The sequence below is a fragment of the Paraniabella aurantiaca genome (assembly GCF_050309965.1).
GTDB lineage: Bacteria > Bacteroidota > Bacteroidia > Chitinophagales > Chitinophagaceae > Niabella.
The window spans coordinates 354879-377552 of sequence record NZ_JBLOSY010000003.1 but is presented as its reverse complement, the minus strand read 5'-3'; the positions used below and the strand labels follow the sequence as shown (position 1 = coordinate 377552).

18 protein-coding genes, 2 tRNA genes and 3 rRNA genes are annotated in these 22674 nt (G+C 43.7%); 17 read left to right on the top strand and 6 right to left on the bottom strand.

Annotated elements, in window-relative coordinates:
• Positions 1 to 67: 67 nt before the first annotated feature.
• Positions 68 to 1735 (top strand): metallopeptidase TldD-related protein, encoded by a 1668-nt coding sequence (locus ACLOAU_RS24895; protein ID WP_427864621.1) that lies wholly within the window; start codon positions 68 to 70, stop codon positions 1733 to 1735.
• A 53-nt stretch (positions 1736 to 1788) separates the two neighbouring features.
• A complete protein-coding gene (locus tag ACLOAU_RS24890) occupies positions 1789 to 3471 on the top strand; it encodes a metallopeptidase TldD-related protein (protein ID WP_427864620.1) in 1683 nt (560 codons plus the stop codon).
• A gap of 110 nt (positions 3472 to 3581) precedes the next feature.
• On the opposite strand, the gene ACLOAU_RS24885 is transcribed toward ACLOAU_RS24890, so the two are convergent.
• Entirely contained in the window at positions 3582 to 4271 is a 690-nt protein-coding gene (locus ACLOAU_RS24885; RefSeq protein ID WP_427864619.1) for a hypothetical protein, read from the bottom strand.
• A 271-nt stretch (positions 4272 to 4542) separates the two neighbouring features.
• On the opposite strand from ACLOAU_RS24885, the gene ACLOAU_RS24880 reads away from it, so the two are divergent.
• The 13 genes from ACLOAU_RS24880 to ACLOAU_RS24820 all read left to right on the top strand — a co-directional run bounded on the left by ACLOAU_RS24880 (position 4543) and on the right by ACLOAU_RS24820 (position 18147).
• The gene (locus tag ACLOAU_RS24880) at positions 4543 to 5124 is read left to right on the top strand and encodes a LemA family protein (protein WP_427864618.1); all 582 of its coding nucleotides are present in this window, start codon (positions 4543 to 4545) and stop codon (positions 5122 to 5124) included.
• A 9-nt stretch (positions 5125 to 5133) separates the two neighbouring features.
• Positions 5134 to 5718, top strand: a complete 585-nt coding sequence (locus tag ACLOAU_RS24875) for a LemA family protein (RefSeq protein ID WP_427864617.1) — start codon at positions 5134 to 5136, stop codon at positions 5716 to 5718.
• A gap of 5 nt (positions 5719 to 5723) precedes the next feature.
• Positions 5724 to 6188: a TPM domain-containing protein gene (locus tag ACLOAU_RS24870; protein ID WP_427864616.1), complete on the top strand. Its 465-nt coding sequence runs from the start codon at positions 5724 to 5726 to the stop codon at positions 6186 to 6188.
• 80 nt (positions 6189 to 6268) lie between these two features.
• Complete coding sequence (locus ACLOAU_RS24865; protein WP_427864615.1) at positions 6269 to 7054, top strand: TPM domain-containing protein; 786 nt, start codon at positions 6269 to 6271, stop codon at positions 7052 to 7054.
• Positions 7055 to 7077: 23 nt separating this feature from the next.
• Positions 7078 to 8052, top strand: coding sequence for a prolyl oligopeptidase family serine peptidase (locus ACLOAU_RS24860; protein ID WP_427864614.1), 975 nt, complete (start codon positions 7078 to 7080; stop codon positions 8050 to 8052).
• 109 nt (positions 8053 to 8161) lie between these two features.
• Positions 8162 to 9358 (top strand): DUF4476 domain-containing protein, encoded by a 1197-nt coding sequence (locus tag ACLOAU_RS24855; protein ID WP_427864613.1) that lies wholly within the window; start codon positions 8162 to 8164, stop codon positions 9356 to 9358.
• Positions 9359 to 9397: 39 nt separating this feature from the next.
• Positions 9398 to 10123: a tRNA pseudouridine(38-40) synthase TruA gene (gene truA, locus ACLOAU_RS24850; RefSeq protein ID WP_427864612.1), complete on the top strand. Its 726-nt coding sequence runs from the start codon at positions 9398 to 9400 to the stop codon at positions 10121 to 10123.
• Between the two features lie 1220 nt (positions 10124 to 11343).
• A 16S ribosomal RNA gene (locus ACLOAU_RS24845) occupies positions 11344 to 12869 on the top strand.
• A 236-nt stretch (positions 12870 to 13105) separates the two neighbouring features.
• Positions 13106 to 13180: transfer RNA gene (locus ACLOAU_RS24840), tRNA-Ile, on the top strand.
• A gap of 10 nt (positions 13181 to 13190) precedes the next feature.
• A tRNA-Ala gene (locus ACLOAU_RS24835) sits at positions 13191 to 13264 on the top strand.
• A 349-nt stretch (positions 13265 to 13613) separates the two neighbouring features.
• Positions 13614 to 16412: ribosomal RNA gene (locus ACLOAU_RS24830) — 23S ribosomal RNA — on the top strand.
• 137 nt (positions 16413 to 16549) lie between these two features.
• A 5S ribosomal RNA gene (gene rrf, locus ACLOAU_RS24825) occupies positions 16550 to 16661 on the top strand.
• The 16S, 23S and 5S rRNA genes sit together here with 2 tRNA genes alongside, the layout of an rRNA operon.
• A 268-nt stretch (positions 16662 to 16929) precedes the next feature.
• The gene (locus ACLOAU_RS24820) at positions 16930 to 18147 is read left to right on the top strand and encodes a DEAD/DEAH box helicase (protein WP_427864611.1); all 1218 of its coding nucleotides are present in this window, start codon (positions 16930 to 16932) and stop codon (positions 18145 to 18147) included.
• A gap of 13 nt (positions 18148 to 18160) precedes the next feature.
• On the opposite strand, the gene ACLOAU_RS24815 is transcribed toward ACLOAU_RS24820, so the two are convergent.
• The 5 genes from ACLOAU_RS24815 to ACLOAU_RS24795 all read right to left on the bottom strand — a co-directional run bounded on the left by ACLOAU_RS24815 (position 18161) and on the right by ACLOAU_RS24795 (position 20784).
• A complete protein-coding gene (locus ACLOAU_RS24815; protein ID WP_427864610.1) occupies positions 18161 to 18379 on the bottom strand; it encodes a response regulator transcription factor in 219 nt (72 codons plus the stop codon).
• A 19-nt stretch (positions 18380 to 18398) separates the two neighbouring features.
• Complete coding sequence (locus ACLOAU_RS24810; RefSeq protein WP_427864609.1) at positions 18399 to 18620, bottom strand: response regulator; 222 nt, start codon at positions 18618 to 18620, stop codon at positions 18399 to 18401.
• A complete protein-coding gene (locus tag ACLOAU_RS24805) occupies positions 18620 to 18778 on the bottom strand; it encodes a response regulator transcription factor (RefSeq protein ID WP_427864608.1) in 159 nt (52 codons plus the stop codon). Before ACLOAU_RS24805 ends, ACLOAU_RS24810 begins: the two co-directional genes overlap by 1 nt.
• Positions 18779 to 19000: 222 nt before the next feature.
• Positions 19001 to 19894 carry a sensor histidine kinase gene (locus ACLOAU_RS24800; RefSeq protein WP_427864607.1) on the bottom strand — a complete coding sequence of 298 codons (894 nt, stop codon included), beginning with the start codon at positions 19892 to 19894 and terminating at the stop codon, positions 19001 to 19003.
• Positions 19895 to 20010: 116 nt separating this feature from the next.
• Complete coding sequence (locus ACLOAU_RS24795; protein ID WP_427864606.1) at positions 20011 to 20784, bottom strand: tetratricopeptide repeat protein; 774 nt, start codon at positions 20782 to 20784, stop codon at positions 20011 to 20013.
• A 215-nt stretch (positions 20785 to 20999) separates the two neighbouring features.
• Here ACLOAU_RS24795 and ACLOAU_RS24790 point away from each other — a divergent pair, with 215 nt between their 5' ends.
• Entirely contained in the window at positions 21000 to 22016 is a 1017-nt protein-coding gene (locus tag ACLOAU_RS24790) for a hypothetical protein (protein WP_427864605.1), read from the top strand.
• Complete coding sequence (locus tag ACLOAU_RS24785; protein WP_427864604.1) at positions 21932 to 22657, top strand: hypothetical protein; 726 nt, start codon at positions 21932 to 21934, stop codon at positions 22655 to 22657. The genes ACLOAU_RS24790 and ACLOAU_RS24785 overlap by 85 nt, the downstream gene beginning before the upstream one ends.
• Positions 22658 to 22674: the final 17 nt, after the last annotated feature.

Here is a 22674-nt window from a genome sequence, read left to right as displayed (position 1 = left end):
GTGATTTAAGGAACTATTAAGAGTCAACTGTTTATTACTTCAAATGCACCACTTATCTTTATAGCATATGACTACAGCAACCCGCGCTTTACTGCTAACCGGCATGGTTTTATCTTTTGCGAACGCCTGGTCCCAGGATCGGCTTTCCGGCGTTTTGAAGAACGAATTACAGCGTGAGTTTACACAGCTTAAGGCGGCTGATAAAAATGTGTACTACATGAGTTACAGGGTAGATGATATTGTATCCTACCGCATCACAGCCAGTTTCGGTGTTATCAGCTCTATCGATTCAAACCGGGTTAGGGTGTTTACACCAACGGTTAGAGTGGGCAGCTACCAGTTCGATAATACACACAACATGCAGTTTGGCGGAGCTCCGGGAACCTTGCCCATTGTGGACAATGAAGATATTTTACGTTTGTCTATCTGGAAGAATACCGATGTGGCTTACAAGAACGCAGCACAGATATATGAGCAGTTGCTGACCAATAAAAAGGTACGTGTGGCTGAGGAAGATACGGCGGCAGACTTTTCCAATGCCAAAAAGGAGATTTATTTTGATGCCCCTGTAAATTATAAAGCGCTGAAACCCGATCTGGATAAGGTTGCTATAGCCCTTAAAAATTTCACACAGATATTTAAGCAGAACCCGGACCTGTTGCAGGGAGGGGCTAATTTTGAATTTAAGATCACCCGCAAATATTTTGTAGATACCGATGGATCGGACATCGTAGAAAATGGAACTGAAACCTGGCAGAGCATTTTTGGCAATACCAAAGCAGGCGATGGAATGGAGCTGCCACTTTACAAGCTGTATTTTGCTTATACCCCCGCCGGTTTGCCTTCCGGTGACAGTGTGCTGGCCGACGTTTCGGGCATGAGCGCCAAATTGAGCGAATTGAAAAAGTCTCCGCTTGCAGATCCCTTTGTGGGGCCTGCAATTCTTTCCGGACGTGCCGCCGGTGTGTTCTTTCACGAAATTTTTGGGCACCGGCTAGAGGGGAAACGAATGAAAAATGAATTTGACGGGCAAACTTTCAAAAATAAAATAGGCACCGAAGTGTTGCCTGCTTTCTTAAGTATTTCCATGAACCCTACTACCAAAAATGTGTCAGGCTCCCAGGTGAACGGGTACTATAAATTCGATGATGAGGGAGTAGCTGCACAAAAAGTAGATGTAGTAGAACAGGGCATATTACGTAACTTTTTAATGACCCGCACACCTATTAACGGGGTCAGCGGTAGTAACGGCCACGCGCGTACTGCGCCAGGGGGCATCCCCGAGAGCAGGCAAAGCAACCTGGTAGTAACCGGCAAAAGCGAAAAAACATTTAATGAGTTAAGAGATATGCTGATAGCTGAGTGTAAAAAACAAGGTAAAGCATATGGGTACCTGTTCCAGGATGTACAGGGGGGCTTTACCAATGTGGGGCGTACCACACCCAATGCTTTTAATGTATTGCCAACCGAAGTGTATAAGATTTACACAGACAGTAAGCCAGATGAGTTAGTGCGGGGAGTGGATTTGATTGGTACACCTCTTTCTATGTTCAAACATATTACAGCCTGCAGCAACAGTATGGAAACGTTTAACGGTATGTGTGGCTCTGGTTCTGGTTGGGTGCCTGTTTCCGCTTCATCACCAGCCATCTTCGTAGATGTAATTGAAACGCAGAAAAAAAGTAAATCTTCCGAACGTTTACCGGTATTGCCCAGGCCAGACCTGGATAAATAAAGATGGTTCGTATCAAATTGTATCCGGTTGCCCGCCTAAGTAAATAAATAAAAATGAGAACAAAAATTTTCTTCCTTGCATTAGCCATGGGTTTTGCAGGCACTGTAGTGAAAGCACAGGATCTGAAAGATAATTTTTATGTAAAAGTGCTGAACGATGAGTTGCAGCGGAATATCCAACGTCTGCATTTGCCCGATCTGGAAAAGCCATTTTACATAGCTTATAACCTGCAAAATGTAAACAGCTATCATTTAAGCAGCGAACGTGGCGAAATAACAACCGTGGTAAAAACACCGGTTAATAATAAATCGGTTTCAGTTAAACTAAGGGTGGGTGATTATCATCGCAATTTCGATTACATGATGTATGATGGGTATTTTGCCAACCTGCCGGATGAAGCCAGTGTAGACGAGTACCGCCGCCTTTTATGGCTCGAAACGGATCGGGCCTATAAAAATAATGCCCGCCAGTTCAGCGGCTTTATGTCTTCCTTAAAAAGAGTAAGTGTAGACGAAAAAGAACTGGCCCTGGATGACTTGTCGCGCATCTCACCCGTGGTGAAAGATTTTGGGGCTATTCAACCTATTCAATTAGATACCAAAAAATGGGAGCAGCAACTAAAATCTTTATCAGCCCTGTTTAACGCTTATCCAAAAATTACTACTTCCTATTGCCGGTTACTAGTTAATAACTCCGAAAATTATATAGTGAGCAGCGAGGGATCGGTGGTGCGAAAACCGGGAGGTGCGGTTACTTTTATGGCTTATGGCGCTACCTCCGATGAAGAAGGTAATAACTATAACAGCAACTACTCCATTACAGTGAAAAATATTGATGAGTTGCCAACATTAGGCGAGTTACAGGCAAGCGTAAAAGAACTGATCAGTAAAATAGAACAAAAGGAGCAGGCTAAAGCATTTGAAGGATCTTATATGGGACCGGTACTATTTATCGGGAATGCAGTAACCGATATCGTGAATCAATGCTTTTCCAATACCCTGCAAACCCGCCGCAAGGCAATTTTAGGATATGGTTCCGATGGCCCCAGCTATGAGGAAAAGCTGGGACAAAAGCTGGTAGCTTCTGATCTTACGGTAACGGCAATTCCTTCCCTTAAAATGGTGAATGGTAAGCAGACCACCGGGCACTATGAAATAGATGATGAAGGTGTAGTGCCTGCAGATTCTTTGGTATTAATAGAAGCGGGCATCTTAAAAAGCCTGTTGAATGGCAGAACGCCTACAAGAAAATTTCTTAAGTCGCAGGGATTTGGTCAATCTTTTATGGGCAGAAATTATAATGCCGGTGTATTACAACTACGTTCATCTAAAACTACCTCCGCCGATTCCATGCAGGCAAAGTTGTTGCGTTTGGCTAAAGAAGAAGGGCTTCCTGTGGCCTACATGGTAAAAGATATGGCCTCTAATAGTCCTGAGATATATAGAATCGATGTGGCTACCGGGAAAACGGAGATGGTGAATGAATGCCGGATTTCGCCATTAAGCATGAAATCTTTAAGACGATTTATAATTGCTTCCGATAAGCAGCAATTAGAAAACAGCTCCGATTATAGTATCATTGCCCCGGGGAGTGTGATCATTAATGAAATTGAGATAGAGCAAAACGAAACCACTACCAAGCCTAAGCCTATTATTGTTTCCAACCCGCTTTTAGACAAAACACTCGTCACTACTACCGATAAAAAACCAGGAAAAATAAAAAAGGCTGTTAAGTAATAACAGCCCAGAGGGTGTATAAAAAATCATAGATGTGGGTGCCCAAAAAACAAAGCTCCCTTTAACGGCCTGGTTTGGCGACTTTCACAGCTCGGCTTCGGGTTCTCCATTTAAAGTTTGTCTGTTCCCCTCGATTCTTTGTCCATCCTCTGAATATCTTTTAACCTGTCGGCAGCAATTGGATTTACGTAATCCCAAAATGCAGCTACGCAAACTATTTTCCACTGCCCGTTCTCTTTTTCCATCACCCTGACTTCTTTACTGTGATGGAAATTATCGCCTTCCTTATTACTGTTGAACTGGTCCCAGGTAAGGTAGCAGGCGTCAGGCCCGTAAAATTTATATTTTATGTTTTTGCGTTCCACTATAGGGTGGCTGCTCGATTGCGGCTCGGGATTGTCGTTTATATACTTCCCAACGGTATTATCAATGCCATTCCAGCCTACGCTGGCGTCAAAAGTTCCATCCTTGTTGCTCCATGCCTGAAAGGCATAGTCTGTTTGGGCATAAGTCGATTTCCATGCGTTATAATCCCGCGCAAAAAAAGAGGCGGTTTCCTTTTCTATTGTAGCGAGAATAGCATCCTTTTCTGCCTGGAGCTTTTTCTCATCGGGTGTATTCGCATTGGTGTGTTTACATCCGGCTAAAATAAATAAGGATAGCGCCAATAGCAGCGTAACTAAGGGGTGCCATCTTTTAGGGCCAATCAACAATGGTGAAAATTGAGGTTGGTTTGGCTGTAAACCAAGTATATCAGCATTCTGGCAGGCAGCTGCAGGGCGAAAAGCTAACTGGTTCATAATGTTAAGTTTTAATGAGTGAACAATAAACTTTCCATTCCTTCTCAGTATCGTTGTAATAAAAAGATCTCTGGTATTCCTGATCTGATAACTACAGTACTAATTTACTCATTTTTTACCGATTTTCCAATTTCAGTTTCACAAGGCTGGTGGGTAAAGCTTACTAAATCTTTTTCATTTACCGATATAGCTTACAGGTTTACCGAAAGGAAACGGCCTGCAATAACTAATTGTATTAAATTTGTTAGATAAACACTTAAAATCAAATACTATGAAAGGAATAGGTTTAATTGTAATCATTTTGTTAGTGGTGGTAGGCTTTATGGGATGTAAAGGCTATAACGGTCTGGTGAAAGAAGATGAAGTAGTAAAGAATGCCTGGGCTAATGTGCAAAGCGACTACCAGCGACGTAATGACCTCGTGGGCAACCTGGTTAATACTGTAAAAGGTGCCGCTAAATTTGAGCAGGAAACATTAACTAAAGTTATTGAAGCAAGGTCTAAAGCTACATCTGTAAATATCTCTGCAGATCAGCTGACACCAGAGAATATGCAGCAGTTCCAGGCAGCACAGGGCCAGGTAAGCAGCGCTTTAAGCCGTTTGCTGGCAGTTGTGGAAAGTTATCCTGAACTGAAAGCCAATCAGAACTTCCTGCAGTTACAGGGGCAGCTGGAAAGCATAGAAAACGAGATCCGCGCATCACGCAATACTTTTAACGGAGCAGTAAACAGCTATAATACAAAAGTTCGCTCTTTCCCTATGAATATTTTAGGGGGTATGTTTGGCTTTAAGGCTAAAGAACCATTTAAAGCTGATCCCGGTGCAGAAACAGCTCCTAAAGTTGAATTTTAATTAAAGAGCATGCCGCAAAAGCGTTTTTCGGGATATCTGATTGGTGCGTTCATTGTTTTATTGGGGCTCTATCTAATAGTGGCTTATAATTCTTTAGTGCGCAAGGAGGAAAAGATGGAGCAAACCTGGGCTGATGTACAAAGTACTTACCAGCGAAGGTTGGATCTTACTCCTAACCTGGTAAATACAGTGAAGGGCATGGCCAGCTTTGAGCAGGAAACCCTGGTTCAGGTAACCGAAGCAAGAAGCAATGCGTTATCCGCTTCAGGAGCGGGTCTGTCGGTTGACAATTATAACCGGCAATCAAGCCTGCAGGACACACTGGCCGCAGCTTCCAACCGTTTGATAGCCGTAATAGAGAAGTACCCGGTTTTACGGGGTACGGAAGCATATAGAGGATTGCAGGTGCAACTGGAGGGCAATGAGCGCCGTATAAAAGTGGCAAGGGCCGATTTTAACGCGGCTGTCAGAGATTATAATGAAGCTGCCCGTTCTTTCCCTAAAAGCCTGGTGGCAAAATTGTTTGGATTTGAGGTAAAAGAAGGTTTTAAAGCAGTTGCCGGCGCACAAAATAATGTAGACATTAAATTTTAAGCCAATTGGGATTTTCATTATTTAAAAGCAAATCGCCAGAGTTTCTTACAGCAGCAGAAAAGGAACAGGTAGTAGAAGCGATCAGGAATGCTGAAAGTCGCACCAGCGGGGAGATTCGTATTTACATGGAAAGTCATTGTAAATATGTTGACCCGGTAGAGCGAGCTTCGGAAATCTTCTTCCAGTTAAAAATGGAGCAGACTGTAGAACGTAATGCCGTACTGCTTTATATCGCAGTGAAGGATCATCAGCTCGCTATTTTCGGCGATGAAGGCATTCATAATAAGACCGGTGTTAAGTACTGGCGTGAGCTGGTAAGCCATATCTTACAGGAGTTCAACCAGGAGCATTTTGTGGAGGGCATTTGCCAGTATGTATATGAAATAGGAGAGGGCTTACACAGTTATTTTCCCTACGACCGGGCCAGCGATCATAATGAGTTACCAGACGATATTGTATTCGGCAAATAGTAAAAAAGATTCTTATCGAAACGAAGCAACATATATCCATTTCTTCCCTGTTTTTAATCCGCAGTTTGCAACAGCGCGCTATGGGGTTCGTCCTTTTCTTTCTTTTCAGCCTGCTTGCTATTAATGCGCAGGGTCAGATTGAGAACGATATTCCCCCTGTGCCCAATCCACCCAAATTGGTCAACGACTTTTCAGGGAACTTTCTTACCACTGAGCAGAGAGAGGCGCTGGAGCGGAAGCTCGTTGCCTACGACGACAGCACATCTAACCAGATCGCTGTAGTAGTGGTAGATGACCTGAAAGGATATTCAAGAGATGAGTTTGCCATTGCGCTGGGTAGAAAATGGGGTGTTGGCGGGCAAAAGCAGTTTAGCAATGGTGTTGTCATTTTAGTCAATACAGGCGCTAAAGGAGGGCAGCGTGGTGTTTTTATAGCTCCCGGTTATGGCCTGGAGGGATCGGTTACCGATTTGATCGCAGATCAGATCGTCCAAAATGTCTTGATTCCCAACTTTAGGCAGGGCAGTAATTATCGTGGCCTGGATGAAGCTACCACTGATATTATGGATGCCGCTGCCGGAAAATATAAGGCGCCGGATGGATATAGCCAGCGAGGTAAAGGTGGCGGGGGCTCCGGCCTTTTAATGGCGGCTATCATCTTATTTATAATTATTGTCATCATCAGCCGCAGAGGTGGCGGTGGTGGCGGATATGTATCCCGTCGTGGTTATCGTGACAATTGGGGTGGTCCCGTAATTTTTCCTGGCGGATGGTCGGGTGGTGGTAGCAGCGGTGGCGGTGGCGGCGGTTTTGGCGGCTTCGGTGGTGGTGGTTTTGGTGGCGGTGGCGCCGGTGGTAGCTGGTAAGTAGCAAAGAAAATACTTACAATATGCTTTATAAATTAAAATTCATGCTGATTGCCGGCTTGTTGCCTTTGCAAATATGGGCCCAGCAAACAGCCGAAAAACTGGTTCAGGAAACAAATTACCTCCTTTATTTGCCTGAAAACTACCAGAACGATACTGCCCGTAAGTGGCCATTAGTTATCTTTTTACACGGATCTGGCGAAAGTGGTGACGATCTCAATAAGGTAAAATATCACGGTCCTCCCAAGCTGGTAGAGGCGGGTCGCAAATTTCCGTTTATCCTTGTTTCTCCCCAGGCCCCGCCCCGTATAGGTTGGCAGGTAGATGTTTTGAAAGCACTGTTAAACGATCTAAAGAAAAAATATAAGGTTGACGAAGACCGGGTATATATGACGGGTTTAAGCATGGGTGGTTTTGGTACCTGGAACTACGCGGAGAAATACCCTTCTGATCTGGCCGCTATTGCACCCGTATGCGGTGGAGGTGATACAGAAAAAGCCTGGACCCTGCGCTACATGCCGGTTTGGTGCTTTCATGGAGCAAAAGACGATGTGGTACTACCGGCAGCTTCTATTAGTATGATTGATGCGGTTCGCAAGTACAACAAGAAAGCCGAGGTGAAATTTACGCTCTATCCCGATGCCAACCATAACAGTTGGGATGTAACTTATAATAATGATAGTTTATATCAATGGCTGCTTTCCAAAAAAAGATTCCGGTTTAGCCCGGTTGAAGTGCCTGATGCCACTTTGAAGTCGTATGTCGGCAAATATGCTGATACAAAAAAAGATACGGTAACATTGATGATAGAAGAAGGACGCCTTTTGGTAAAAGACGTGAACAATAAAATTTTACTGAAGAGTTCTTCCCCGACCAATTTCTACTGGCAGGATGATGCCATAGATGAAATTGAGTTTGCCAAAAATCCTAATGGCACCGTCTCCGGCTTTTCCCTATTAATGGGTGATCGAAAATTTTTCCGGCGTGTAGAAAAGTAATATTCCCTGAAATATTAAACAAAACCCTAAAAGTTTTCAATTTGCCCGGGACAAACGTCAAACCGATAATTTCAGCTAAATTTGCCTGCAAGAAAAATTATTATATTTAATGAACAGGCATTTTCTTTTTTCGGCTCTATTAACGCTCCTTTCCTTTGTTGGCTTCGGGCAGGGTTACCAGGTACAGTCCAAGTACTTTGTTTATCTTCAAACAGAACCTGCGCAGCCCTTCTATATAAAGATCAACGGGCAGCAAATAAGCGCCAATGCCTCAGGCTATTTGATTCTTCCCCAGTTAAAGGATGGGGATTATAAATTAACAGTAGGTTTTCCGGATAGTAAGACGGCTGAGCAACGTTTCGATTTTAAAATTGACTCAAAAGATAAAGGCTACCTGATAAAGGATTATGGAAATGATGGCTGGGGTTTGTTTGACCTGCAAACCATGGCAGTTCAAAAAGCGTTGAAAGGAAATGAAGAAGTAGTGACAGCGAAGACAACGCCTCCCGCGCCAAAGGTTGAACCTAAAAAAGAAACTACTCCTGCTGACGGGGTGTCTGACTTTACGAAAGTATTGTCGCAGGCGGCTAACGACCCAAGTTTGTTAGAAAAGCCAAAACCCCAACCAGTGGAAGAAAAGCCGGTTGCAGTAGTAACGCCGCCACCTGCTGAAAATAAGCAACCAGCCACTATACAGGAACGGCCTGTTGTGAGAGTGCCTGAAAGCAGCGGTACTGCAGAACCTGTTCAAACTAAAACTTCAAAAGGTGTTACGGTGGTTTATGACGACAGGAACGAATCAGGACAGGTAGACCCTATTACCATTTTTATTCCGGAGCCTAGGTCTGGCGGACCTAAAGAGCCGGCACCTGTGCCCGCTCCGCCAACAGAAAGAGGGAATAAAGAAGCCGCAGTGGTAAAGGAAATTGCGCAGCCGGGCTTTAAAGTAGAGGAGAAGGCAACCATCACCCAGCCCGCTAACACCGAGAATACGGTAGCAAAAACAATTAATGCAGCTTGCAAAGCTGTCGCAACAGAAGATGACTTTTTGAAATTACGCCGGTCGATGGCTTCCGAAAGTAACGATGATAGCATGATTGCGCAGGCTTCGAAGGCCTTTAAAGCCAAATGTTATACAACGGCTCATATTAAATACCTGAGCAGTATGTTTCTTTCTAATGCAGGTAAGTATAATTTTTATGCTGCTGCATATCCTTTTATTGCAGACAGGGAAAATTTTGCATCCCTTGCTTCTGAAATTAAAGACGGAGCTTACCGCGATAAATTCAATGCGCTGGTTCAGTAGGCTCCGGCTATTTTGCATCATCTCAAATTATAAACAGCATTGCGTTATTTTCTGGAGGTAGCTTATAAAGGCACACGTTATAAAGGATTTCAGATCCAGAAAAATGCATTAACGATCCAGGGTGAGATTGAGAACGCTTTCGAAGTGCTCTTCAAGCGTGCCGTAGAGTTGACGGGGTCATCCAGAACAGACGCCGGCGTTCATGCCCGGCAAAACTTTTTTCACTTCGACTGGCCCGAAACATTTGAGCAGAAATGGATCTATAACCTGAATGCAATTTTACCGGGGGATATATCCATTATCAGTGTTGCTGAAAAAAGTGATGAGGCACACTGCCGTTTTGATGCATTAAGCAGAACCTATCATTATCATGTATACCAGTACAAGAATCCTTTTCTAACCGACCAGGCATATTTTTATCCCTACGCTCTAAATATAGCATTGTTGAATGATGCGGCTGCCATATTAAAAGAGTATACAGATTTTACGTCTTTCTCAAAGAAGAATACCCAGGTAAAAACCTTCAACTGTACCATACTTCAGAGTGAATGGATAGTAAAAGACAATCAACTGATTTACGTTGTATCGTCGAATCGCTTTCTACGTGGTATGGTTAGGGCGCTTACGGCCACCATGCTTAAAGTAGGCAGAGGCACCATTTCAATTGATACATTCAGAAGCATTATTGAATCTAAAGATTGCGGCAACACCTGGTTCGATACACCTGCTCATGGGCTAACATTAATGCAGGTAAGCTATTCCTGATATGAGTCCTTCTTGTAACCGTACTATTATATATTATAACAAAAGGAGAGAGGCGCTATAAACAAGCATGCTGTTCTCACGGCTGTTACCTGTTATTTTCTAAACCCTTGCGGGGTGCCATATTATTTAATAGCCTGTTACTATACCTGTTTATCTGCTTTTCTTAAGTATAACAGGTGAGTTGCAGTTTTATAATGCAGGTACAATAAGGTCTCAGATAAATAATGTATATGAGTATGTCGGTGTTAATGAATAAGTTATAACCTTATTGCTATCTGTTAGAATGTAGTAAACGCTCGTTTTCAATTTTTTTTAAAATAAATGTATAAAAAGTTTTGTGATGTTGTGAGAAGTTCTATATTTGCAACCCGTTAGCGAATAGCGTAGTTCTTAAAGTGTTGTAATTGTTTGGCAGAGAGATGGTTAGGTTGAATTTATTAAAAATAAATTTGGTTAATTAGAATAAAGCTTTTACATTTGCATCCCGTTTGAGAGATAAAGCGGAAAAGAAGTTCTTAGAAAAGCCCTTAGGGTACTGGATAACAAATTAATAATGAATGTCTTAAGTTTTAAGCATTCCGCTTATTTCCCACCTTTGCAGTTAAGTCTGCGTCTTTAGAAAGCTTTGAAAAAAAAGTTTTAAGAAAGTTGGTTTGAGTTTCGAAATTTCTCCTTATCTTTGCCGTCCGAAAATAATTGATCGGATAGTTCTTAGAGAGGTTTTTGATTGGTTTTAGAGATTGATTCTTTAGAAATAAATTCAAAAAAAGTTTCGAAAAAATTTGGCAGATTGAAGTAAAGATACTAACTTTGCAATCCCAATTAAAAAACAACACTACGAAAGTTGTTTGGTTCTTCAGAAAGTTTATAGGAAAGATGAAAGGAGCGAGAGAGTCGCCCATGAGTGGTAAGCCCGCGGATGATGAGATATCGGGGTAGTATTTTACGCTCATTAAGTTTAGAAATTAGTTCTTTAGATATTTGATAATGACATTAGGTCTGGTGGTTCATAACCATAATTATCACTTTAATCATTAGCATATTAGCACATCAGCAAATTAGCTAATTGGTTGTAAGTTCTTTGAAAGTTTGGAAACAATAGCACAATCAAATCGTCGTAAGACGACACGAAAGGTAAGTCAAAAGCAAATAACATTCGATTTTTGACACGTTAATTTTTCTTCTTGAGAATTTTTAATAGTCAGCAATCAAACTCATTTACAACGGAGAGTTTGATCCTGGCTCAGGATGAACGCTAGCGGCAGGCTTAATACATGCAAGTCGAGGGGCAGCGGGGTAGCAATACCGCCGGCGACCGGCAAACGGGTGCGGAACACGTACACAACCTTCCTTTTAGTGGGGGATAGCCCAGAGAAATTTGGATTAATACCCCGTAACATGTTGGTGAGGCATCTCACTGATATTATAGTGGCAACACGCTAGAAGACGGGTGTGCGTATGATTAGGTAGTTGGCGGGGTAACGGCCCACCAAGCCTTCGATCATTAACTGGTGTGAGAGCACGACCAGTCACACGGGCACTGAGACACGGGCCCGACTCCTACGGGAGGCAGCAGTAAGGAATATTGGTCAATGGAGGAAACTCTGAACCAGCCATGCCGCGTGGAGGATGAAGGTCCTCTGGATTGTAAACTTCTTTTATATGGGACGAAAAAAGGGAATTCTTTCTCGACTGACGGTACCATATGAATAAGCACCGGCTAACTCCGTGCCAGCAGCCGCGGTAATACGGAGGGTGCAAGCGTTATCCGGATTCACTGGGTTTAAAGGGAGCGTAGGTGGGTTAGTAAGTCCGTGGTGAAATCTCTGAGCTTAACTCGGAAACTGCCATGGATACTATTAGTCTTGAATATTGTGGAGGTTAGCGGAATATGTCATGTAGCGGTGAAATGCTTAGATATGACATAGAACACCAATTGCGAAGGCAGCTGGCTACACATATATTGACACTGAGGCTCGAAAGCGTGGGGATCAAACAGGATTAGATACCCTGGTAGTCCACGCCCTAAACTATGGATACTCGACATACGCGATAAACTGTGTGTGTCTGAGCGAAAGCATTAAGTATCCCACCTGGGAAGTACGACCGCAAGGTTGAAACTCAAAGGAATTGGCGGGGGTCCGCACAAGCGGTGGAGCATGTGGTTTAATTCGATGATACGCGAGGAACCTTACCTGGGCTAGAATGCGAGTGCCGTACCGTGAAAGCGGTATTTCTAGCAATAGACACAAAGCAAGGTGCTGCATGGCTGTCGTCAGCTCGTGCCGTGAGGTGTTGGGTTAAGTCCCGCAACGAGCGCAACCCCCATCACTAGTTGCCATCAGGTAACGCTGGGAACTCTAGTGAAACTGCCGTCGTAAGACGCGAGGAAGGAGGGGATGATGTCAAGTCATCATGGCCTTTATGCCCAGGGCTACACACGTGCTACAATGGGTAGGACAAAGAGTCGCAACACGGTGACGTGAAGCTAATCTCAAAAACCTACTCTCAGTTCAGATCGTAGTCTGCAACTCGACTACGTGAAGCTGGAATCGCTAGTAATCGTATATCAGCAATGATACGGTGAATACGTTCCCGGACCTTGCACACACCGCCCGTCAAGCCATGAAAGCCGGGTGTACCTAAAGTCGGTAACCGTAAGGAGCTGCCTAGGGTAAAACTGGTAATTGGGGCTAAGTCGTAACAAGGTAGCCGTATCGGAAGGTGCGGCTGGAATACCTCCTTTTTAGAGCAAGCACTTATCTGTGCTGTTGTTTCCTTTTCTTTCAATATTATTGAAGTTGAAAGGTTGATCGGTTGAAAAGTTAATAAGGGTTTTACCTTTTCAACCAGTAAACCTGTCAACTTAAACAAAGTTCTTTACATAAGACCTGATGGCCAAATTTGAGAGCGGCAATCTAAAGCCAAAAGCTGATAAGCATTAGCACATTAGCATATTAGCAAATTGGCACATTAGTAAACAGATCCGTAGCTCAGCCTGGTTAGAGCACTACACTGATAATGTAGGGGTCACCAGTTCAAATCTGGTCGGGTCTACTAAAACTCTGGGGGGTTAGCTCAGTTGGCTAGAGCATCTGCCTTGCACGCAGAGGGTCATCGGTTCGACTCCGATATCCTCCACAAAGTAGGAGGTAATGTTTTAAAAGAAGCCTCACAGAATAGTTCTTTACATACTGATAATGACTTAAAAATAGTTTTAAGGTCTGATGGTTCGCAACCATATTATCAACTACGATCATTAGCACATTAGCATATTAGCTGATTGGCAAATTGATTAAAAGTTCTTTGACATATTGGAAAAAATATTGTTAGGAGAGTACCTAACATAGTTTATCGATCATAATTGTAATTATATCACCAAAATTTTTGGTTGGTCTGAAGCAATGTGGTCGGGTAACAACTACAACAAACTAAATAAAAAAGTCCAGTAGAGATACTGGCCTCATATTAATTAAGTTTTATAAACTTTTTTAAAGCAATTAAGGGCGTATGGTGGATGCCTTGGGTCTGAGAGGCGATGAAGGACGTGGTAAGCTGCGATAAGCCAGGGGGAACTGCACACGAGTATTATATCCCTGGATTTCCGAATGGGACAACCTGTTACGTTGAAGACGTATCACTCGAAAGAGAGCCAACCCGGAGAACTGAAACATCTAAGTACCCGGAGGAAAAGAAAATAAGTCAATGATTCCCTAAGTAGTGGCGAGCGAACAGGGAAGAGCCTAAACCGGCTTCGCGTGCGGAGCCGGGGTTGTAGGACCACATTTAGAAAGCATCATCAAGCTGAATTTTTTGGAAAATTAAGCCATAGGGCGTGAAAGCCGCGTAAGCAGAAATTGATGTGGACGAGTGGTATCCTGAGTAGGGCGGGACCGGAGGAATCCTGCTTGAATCTGCCAGCACCATCTGGTAAGGCTAAATACTCCTCAGACACCGATAGTGAACCAGTACCGTAAGGGAAAGGTGAAAAGCACCCTAAATAAGGGAGTGAAATAGTACCTGAAACCGTACGCCTACAAGCGGTCGGAGCAACTATATGTTGTGACGGCGTGCCTTTTGCATAATGAGCCTACGAGTTAGTCCTCACTGGCGAGGTTAAGTTTTAAACAACGGAGCCGTAGCGAAAGCGAGTCCGAATAGGGCGCTTAGTCAGTGGGGCTAGACGCGAAACTTTGTGATCTATCCATGGGCAGGTTGAAGGTGTGGTAACACACACTGGAGGACCGAACCCGTTGACGTTGAAAAGTCTTGGGATGACCTGTGGATAGGGGTGAAAGGCCAATCAAACTGAGAGATAGCTCGTTCTCCCCGAAATGTTTTTAGGAACAGCCTCGGTTTATAAAGTCTGTTAGAGGTAGAGCTACTGATTGGGCTAGGGGGCTTCACCGCCTACCAAACCCTGACAAACTCCGAATGCTAACAGATGTTTACCGGGAGTGAGGCTGCGGGCGCTAAGGTCCGTGGCCGAGAGGGAAATAACCCAGAATAGCAGCTAAGGTCCCCAATGCATAGTTAAGTTAATCAAACGATGTAGAGCTTCTATAACAGCCAGGATGTTTGCTTGGAAGCAGCAATTCATTTAAAGAGTGCGTAACAGCTCACTGGTCGAGAGGCTCTGCGCGGAAAATAATCGGGTATTAAACTATGAACCGAAGCTCTATGATCGGCGCTAGGCGCATGATCGGTAGGGGAGCATTCTGACTGCATCGAAGGTGTACGGCGACGTATGCTGGAGCGGTTAGAAAAGAAAATGTAGGCATAAGTAACGATAAATAAGGTGAAAAACCTTATCGCCGAAAGTCTAAGGGTTCCTGATCAACGTTAATCGGATCAGGGTTAGCCCGGTCCTTAGTCAAACCCGAAAGGGGTAGACGATGGAAAGCAGGTTAATATTCCTGCGCCCACTATGCATTAAAAGTGACGGAGAATGCTAGCACTACAGGCTGACGGATTAGCTGAGTGGATCCTTCGGGTGAAGCGCAAGTGTGAAAGTTCTTCCAAGAAAAGCGAGCATAGCGGCCGGTACCGCAAACCGACACAGGTAGACGGGATGAGTATTCTAAGGCGCTCGGGTGAGCCGTGGAGAAGGAACTAGGCAAATTGATGCTGTAACTTCGGGATAAAGCATACCTACTTCGGTAGGTCTCAGTAAAATGGTTCAACCAACTGTTTAACAAAAACATAGGGCCCTGCAAAATCGAAAGATGACGTATAGAGCCTGATACCTGCCCGGTGCTGGAAGGTTAAGGAAGGATGTTCGGAGTAATCCAAAGCTTCTGACTGAAGCCCCAGTAAACGGCGGCCGTAACTATAACGGTCCTAAGGTAGCGAAATTCCTTGTCGGGTAAGTTCCGACCTGCACGAATGGTCTAATGAGTTGAACGCTGTCTCCTCCACGAGCCCGGTGAAATTGTAGTATCGGTGAAGATGCCGGTTACCCGCCACGGGACGGAAAGACCCCGTGAACCTTCACTATAACTTTGCATTGATTTTGAATTACGGATGTGTAGCATAGTTGGGACGCTATGAAGCGGTGGCGCCAGCCATTGTGGAGCGGTCGTTGAAATACCAACCTTCTTTGATTTAGGATCTAATCCCTCGCGGGAAACAGTGCATGGTGGGTAGTTTGACTGGGGTGGTCGCCTCCTAAAGAGTAACGGAGGCTTGCAAAGGTTCCCTCAGTACGGTTGGTAATCGTACGCAGAGCGCATTAGTATAAGGGAGCTTGACTGTGAGGCAAACAGGCCGAGCAGGGACGAAAGTCGGCTAAAGTGATCCGGCGGTTCTGTATGGAAGGGCCGTCGCTCAAAGGATAAAAGGTACTCCGGGGATAACAGGCTGATCTCCCCCAAGAGCTCATATCGACGGGGAGGTTTGGCACCTCGATGTCGGTTCGTCACATCCTGGGGCTGGAGAAGGTCCCAAGGGTTCGGCTGTTCGCCGATTAAAGTGGCACGTGAACTGGGTTCAGAACGTCGCAAGACAGTTCGGTCCCTATCTGTGGTGGGCGTTAGTAAATTGAGAGAACATGACCTTAGTACGAGAGGACCGGGTCGTACGTACCGCTGGTGTATCAGTTGTGCCGCCAGGTGCAATGCTGAGTAGCTAAGTACGGACAGGATAAACGCTGAAAGCATCTAAGCGTGAAACCTATCTCAAGATGAGTTTACTTTTAAGGGCCGTAAGAGACTATTACGTTGATAGGCTACAGGTGTAAAGGTGGTAACATCAAAGCCGAGTAGTACTAATTGCCCGTACGCTTTAATTTTATTTTGTTAGGTACTCTTCTAATTTTTTTCTTTTTCCAATATGTTATTTTATTCAAGTTGAAAAGTTGATAAGTTCACAAGTTAATAAGGACTTACCTGTTAACTAAATACTTATAAACCTGTCAACTCAAGAATTTATGGTGGTTATACCAAGGGTGTTCACCTCTTCCCATACCGAACAGAGAAGTTAAGCCCCTTAAGGCCGATGGTACTGCACCACAATGCGGGAGAGTAGGTAGCTGCCATTCTTTTTACAGAAGCCTCACAATTTTGTGAGGCTTTTTTGTGTGCCTATACAAACAAGCCAGGCAAACCAATACCCCTTCGCCGAAGGCCCACCTTAACACGCCAGCTACCCCTAGCAGTAAACAAAATGAAATTTATGCCTGACACACCAATGACAATTATCCAACCTGATTTATATTCATGAGCATCGTTTTGTTATCAGCGAAATACATATCTATACAATGAGTTAAACAAGGTATCTTTGCTGCTCATTTTTAATCCAACAAACAATTGAAATTTACAGAATTTGGTTTTGACGATCGTTTAATGGAGGGCATTGAAGCCTCCAACTATCAACAGGCTACTCCTATACAGGAACAGGCTATTCCCCATATACTTAATGGCAAAAATATACTGGCTTTTGCGCAAACCGGCACCGGTAAAACAGCTGCGTTTTTATTGCCGCTCATCAACAGGTTACTTACAGAAGAAACCAGCAGTAACGGCATCAGTGCAATGATCATTGTACCTACCCGTGAACTGGCGATCCAGATATCCCAGCACCTGGAAGGACTTTCCTACTTCACCAATTTGAGCTCTATTGCTGTATATGGCGGAGGTAATGGTAATGATTTTATACAGGAAAAGAGAGCGATGACCATGGGGGCTGATATAGTGGTATGTACGCCCGGGAAAATGATGGCTCATATTAAAATGGGCTATGTTAAGTTACAGTCTTTACGCTACCTGGTGTTAGATGAAGCTGATCGCATGCTGGATATGGGTTTCTATGAAGACATCATGTTTATCATCGGCAAGCTACCCCAGGAACGGCAAACCATGCTGTTTTCGGCAACCATGCCTCCCAAAATAAAAATATTGGCAAGAAATATATTGAAAGATCCTGTTGAGGTCAGCATCGCTATGAGCAAGCCGCCTGAAAAGATATTGCAGCAGGCCTATATGGTATACGATGAGCAAAAAATTCCTTTGATACAATACCTGCTTAAGGAAAAACAATATAAAGGCGTTCTTATTTTTTGCGGCAGTAAGGTAAAAGTAAAGGAGCTCGCCAGGGATCTGCGAAGAGTAGGTATTAAAGCGGGCGAAATACATAGCGACCTGGAACAGGATAGCAGGGAAGACGTGCTAATGCAATACCGTAGCGGAAGACTACCTGTGCTGGTGGCAACCGATATCCTGGGACGAGGTATTGACATAGACCATATCGATTTGATCATCAATTTTGATGTTCCGGGTGATGGTGAAGATTATGTACACCGGATTGGACGTACTGCCAGGGCGGAAGCAACCGGTAGTGCATTTACTTTTGTGAATCCCAAGGAGCAACGGAAGTTTCAGGCCATTGAGAAATTGATTGCTAAGGAGGTTGATAAAATGACGATACCTGAGCACCTCGGACAACAGCCGGCGTATAACCCCGCACCTCAAAATTCTGCCAGGAGAAAAAAAGGATATTACCGGCATTCAGGCAACAGGCATAAATAAACACAGCTTTCGTTCATATAAGGTTGAGTTGAGAGGCTTTCCGCACTAATGAGGCTACATTCCGGCTGTCAAATTTACTGAGCAGGTTTTTCCGGTGCGTATCAACTGTAGTGATACTTATATATAGTTTCCCGGCAATTTCACTATTGGTAAAGCCATCGGCAATTAACTCTAATACTTCCTTTTCGCGGCGGGTAAGAATAATATTATGAACATCCGGACTTTGTTGCAAAGCAAGAGCGGCTTCATTACTAAAAAATAACCTTCCTTTTATAAACGGTACGAATAGCTTCCATCAATTCGGGCCGGGTGGCATTTTTTAATATATAACCGGACGCCCCGTTATCCATCATTTTGCTGATAAAACTATGTTGGTTAAAAGTGCTGAGTCCAATGATAAAAACTGAAGGATAAAGTACTTTCACCTCTTTACACAGATCGATCCCCGTTTTATCGGAAAGATTAATGTCCATTAAATGACATCGGGCTGATGGTTTTTCAGGAAAGCCAGGCAGGACGCGGCACTGGTGGCATGTCCCATCCAGTTGATATCTTTTTCCTGCACCAGTAGCGATTGGATGCCTTCTATTATCATATAGTGATCATCAACTATAAAGAGATTGATTTGCATTGGTGCCATTTGCGTTTGCTACACTATTGTCAGGTTAAAGGTAATTCAATCAAAACAGACGTGCCTTTGTTATTAACAGATTGTATATCCAGTTTGCCGTTTAAAAAATGATCCTGTTTTCAATATTATTCCATCCTATACCGCTGCTTTGTTTAAGTGTGGTGGTGTCAAACCCTTTACCATCGTCTTCTACGGTTACAGATAGCGTGTGATCGGTAACACTTAATTGAACAATGGCGGTTTTTGCCGCTGCATGCTTAAATTGTTGATCAGTTCCTGCACAATGCGGTAAATGGTAACCGCAACGGTTTGCTCTAACTGAATATCGTTAAGTCCTATAGACTGGTAAGAGACTTTCAGGGCGCCGCTTTGCGATATATGCAAACAGAAATCCTGCAGGGCTGTGTCCAAACCAAATTTAACCAACGCTTCAGGCATCATATTATGAGCCACGCGACGCATTTCCTGGATAGAACTATCCAGCATGTCTATACTGCGTTCAAAAGCCTGCGCATTTTCAGGCGTCATTATTAGATTTCCCTTCATGGTATTTAAAGCATATTTTATGCCACTGAGCATGCCACCCAAACCATCATGCAAGTCTTTGGCGAGACGGGTACGTTCCTGTGATTCCCCTTTTAATACAGCTTCAGTGGCGGTTAATTGTTGCTGGGTTTCAAGTTCTGTAATGCGCTGTAGTTGCAGCTTTTGGCGGTTTTTGTAGTTTCGGTAGCCCAATACCAAAATAACTAAAAGGGCAGCAGCGCCGCCGAATAAGACATAATTCAGCGTATTTTTCTGACGAATAGACAATTGTTGTATTTCCTTCTCATCCTGCAATATCTTTATCTCGTTGTCTTTCCCCTGCACTTTAAACCGCGTTTCCATAACGGCAATATTTTCTTTCATCTCTTCGGAAGAAAGGCTGTCGGATAAGCTTATTTTTTTAAAAAGAAATTTATTGGCATTTTCATAGTCTTTATTTTGCATGTACCAATGGGCAAGATTATTATAAGCATTTAATTCTGCAGTTCGAATTTTAAAGGCCACAGATTTGGCAAGCAATGAGTCGAGATATTGCTTGGCCTCTTTTAGTTTCCCCGATTCTGTGAGCACAGCGCTAAGTGGATCCAGAATCGTTAGTTCCAGCTGCTTGTTATCATTTTGAAGCGAATAATCGTATGCTTTTTTTAAATTACTAATAGCTTTTTCATATTGTTTTTCATGTTTGCTTACAAGCCCCTGTTCTGATAAAAAAAGATATAGGTTGCATTATTGTCAAGCCTCATAACAACAGGTTCAATTTTATCCAGGATCTTTGTGGCTTCTCTGAAATTTTGTGCATCCAGTAATCTCGATACATAGCCTATATTGCGGCGCGCAAAGCTCAACGAATCTCCAGCTTTCTCTGCTGCTGCAATGGCTCTTCTGTCATATTCCATTGCCCGTTCAGGCAATAGCAGCTGGGCATACATGATCGCGATGTTGCCGTAGACAGAGGCTAAAGCATCGGGATCTATTTTTTCAAAAATGATAGCTGCTTGTGTTAAATGATCAATAGCCCGCTTGTAATCGGCTAATTTGGCATAGTCACCTGCAACATTATTGTGCAGCCATGCTAAAGAGGTTACCGCGAATTTGGAAGTGTCTTTCTTTAACAGCATGAAAGCTGTATCAGCGTAAGCCCGTGCATTTTCTGCATCCTCCTTATCCGAATAATAAATCTGCTTATAGTGATAGGCTGCCTGCAGGCCCTTGCGGTAGTTTTGCTCTTTGCTGATACTGATTACTTCGTTGAGATAGGGCAATAGTTGCGAGGTATTTCCGTTTAGTGCAGCCCGTGCATAATCTGTTATTATCCTCACCCGCAACGTATCTCTTTGCGGATGTTTATTGATTTCAGCCTTGATGCTATCAAGCACTTTCGTTTGAGCGGTTCCTATGTATCCATACCCCATTGCTGCTGCAACTATTATAAACCTTTGGGCAGTGGACATCCATCGCATATTTCTGTTTTTACAAATAAACGAATTGAATTTAATGAAATTACTCCCCTTTTTACAGGAATTTATAGGCTTTGCATAGCGTTATCAAAAATAATAAGCAGAATACTACTGCTGTATCGCCCGAATGAGCGATGCGGTTTCATTCAATATCCTGTTTTTACAGGATAAGAAAAAGCTCATATACAGGGCACTTTTACAGAACAAAAAACAAGCAGATGAAAATATTTTTCATAGCAGGGTTAGTAATGCTAAATGCAGTTGTATCAGGCGTAAATGCCCAGGCCCCTGCCACCCAGTGGCAGCGTGCTATAGGTGGAGGTGGTGAGGAAAGTGCTTACTCCATTGAACTAACCCGTGATGGTGGTTATATAATTGCAGGAAGTACCAATTCAACCGATGGGAATCTGACCGGGGTGCCCGGATATTCGCAGGATGACTGCTGGATCGTTAAAGTGGCATCAAACGGTAATATTGAATGGCAAAAAAGGTATGGTAGTTCTGGCATTGATTTGATAAATGATATAAAACAAACTTCTGACGGCGGTTATATTTTCACTGGCAGAAATAACGCTAATGATATAGTAGATGGTGATGTTACAACCGGTTCGGGTGGTTGGCTGGTGAAATTGTCTGAAGCCGGGAATATAGAATGGCAGACTGTTGCAGGTTCAACAGGACGTGCTGTTAGCGAGGCCGCCGGCGGAGGGTATTGGGTAGGAGGAAGCAATTTTGTAGCTAAATATACATCAGACGGTATTAATGTATGGTTGTCTTTCTTGTCATACGCCGTTAACTCAATAGACGCCACTGCCGATGGCGGTGCGATTATTACAGGTGAAGCAACGACAGCCAATCGAGCAGACGTGAAGGTAGTTAAATTAAATAGCCAGGGCGCTGTTGTTGCAGATAAGGAATTGGGCACCCCGGGATACGAAGGAGGGCAGTCGGTTATTCAAACTTCGGACGGAGGATATATCGTTGCGGGCTATGCGTCTGGGGTAGATGTGGATCATGTTCATGGATATAAAGGCGGGTCGGATGCCTGGGTTGTTAAACTAAATAGTTTATTGGACACGGTGTGGACCCGGGCGGTTGGAGGAACCAACAACGATTTGCCAGGAAGATTATACAGGTGGAAGGAGGTTACATGGTTGCTGGCGAGACCGGATCAACAGATGGAGATATTACCGGATACAAGGGAGGTGCCAAAGATGCCTGGATTTTTAAATTAGACAATAACGGAAGTTTGCTTTGGCAGCAATGTTTGGGTGGAAGCTCCAACGATATCTTCTATGATATTTGCCGGGGAGCAGACGGAGGTTATCTGGCGGCAGGCCATACGTATTCAAATGATGGTGACATTTCTGGGGCACATGGCTCTGCCGATCTGTGGATGGTGAAGCTGGATGAGGACCAGGTATTGCCTGTCACATTTGGAACCATTGATGCCTTTCTGAGAAATGGCGCGCTTACGGTAAACTGGACTTCGCAAAAAGAAACCAATAATGCTTATTACCTTGTTGAAGCATCGAAAGACGGAAAGCATTTCGTAACGATCAGCTATAAAGTTTTTACCCAAGCCCTTGATGGTAACTCCGACATCCCGCTTCAATACGCATTTACCAAAAGCTACGTGGAATTACAGGGTCTGGCTCTGCTGTTCTTAAGCTTGTCAATAACATTTAAAAAACGCAAATCCTTATGGCTGTTGAGTTTCGTCATAATGGTGTGTACCCTGAGTGTCTTGTCTTGCAGAAAGAACGGTAATGATATCGCTGATAGCAGTGATCAGAATCTATACATACGCGTAGTACAGGTTGATGCGGATGGCCAAAAAAGTTATTCAAAAGTCATCACCGCTATTCGGCAATAAGCCCATTGATATCCATC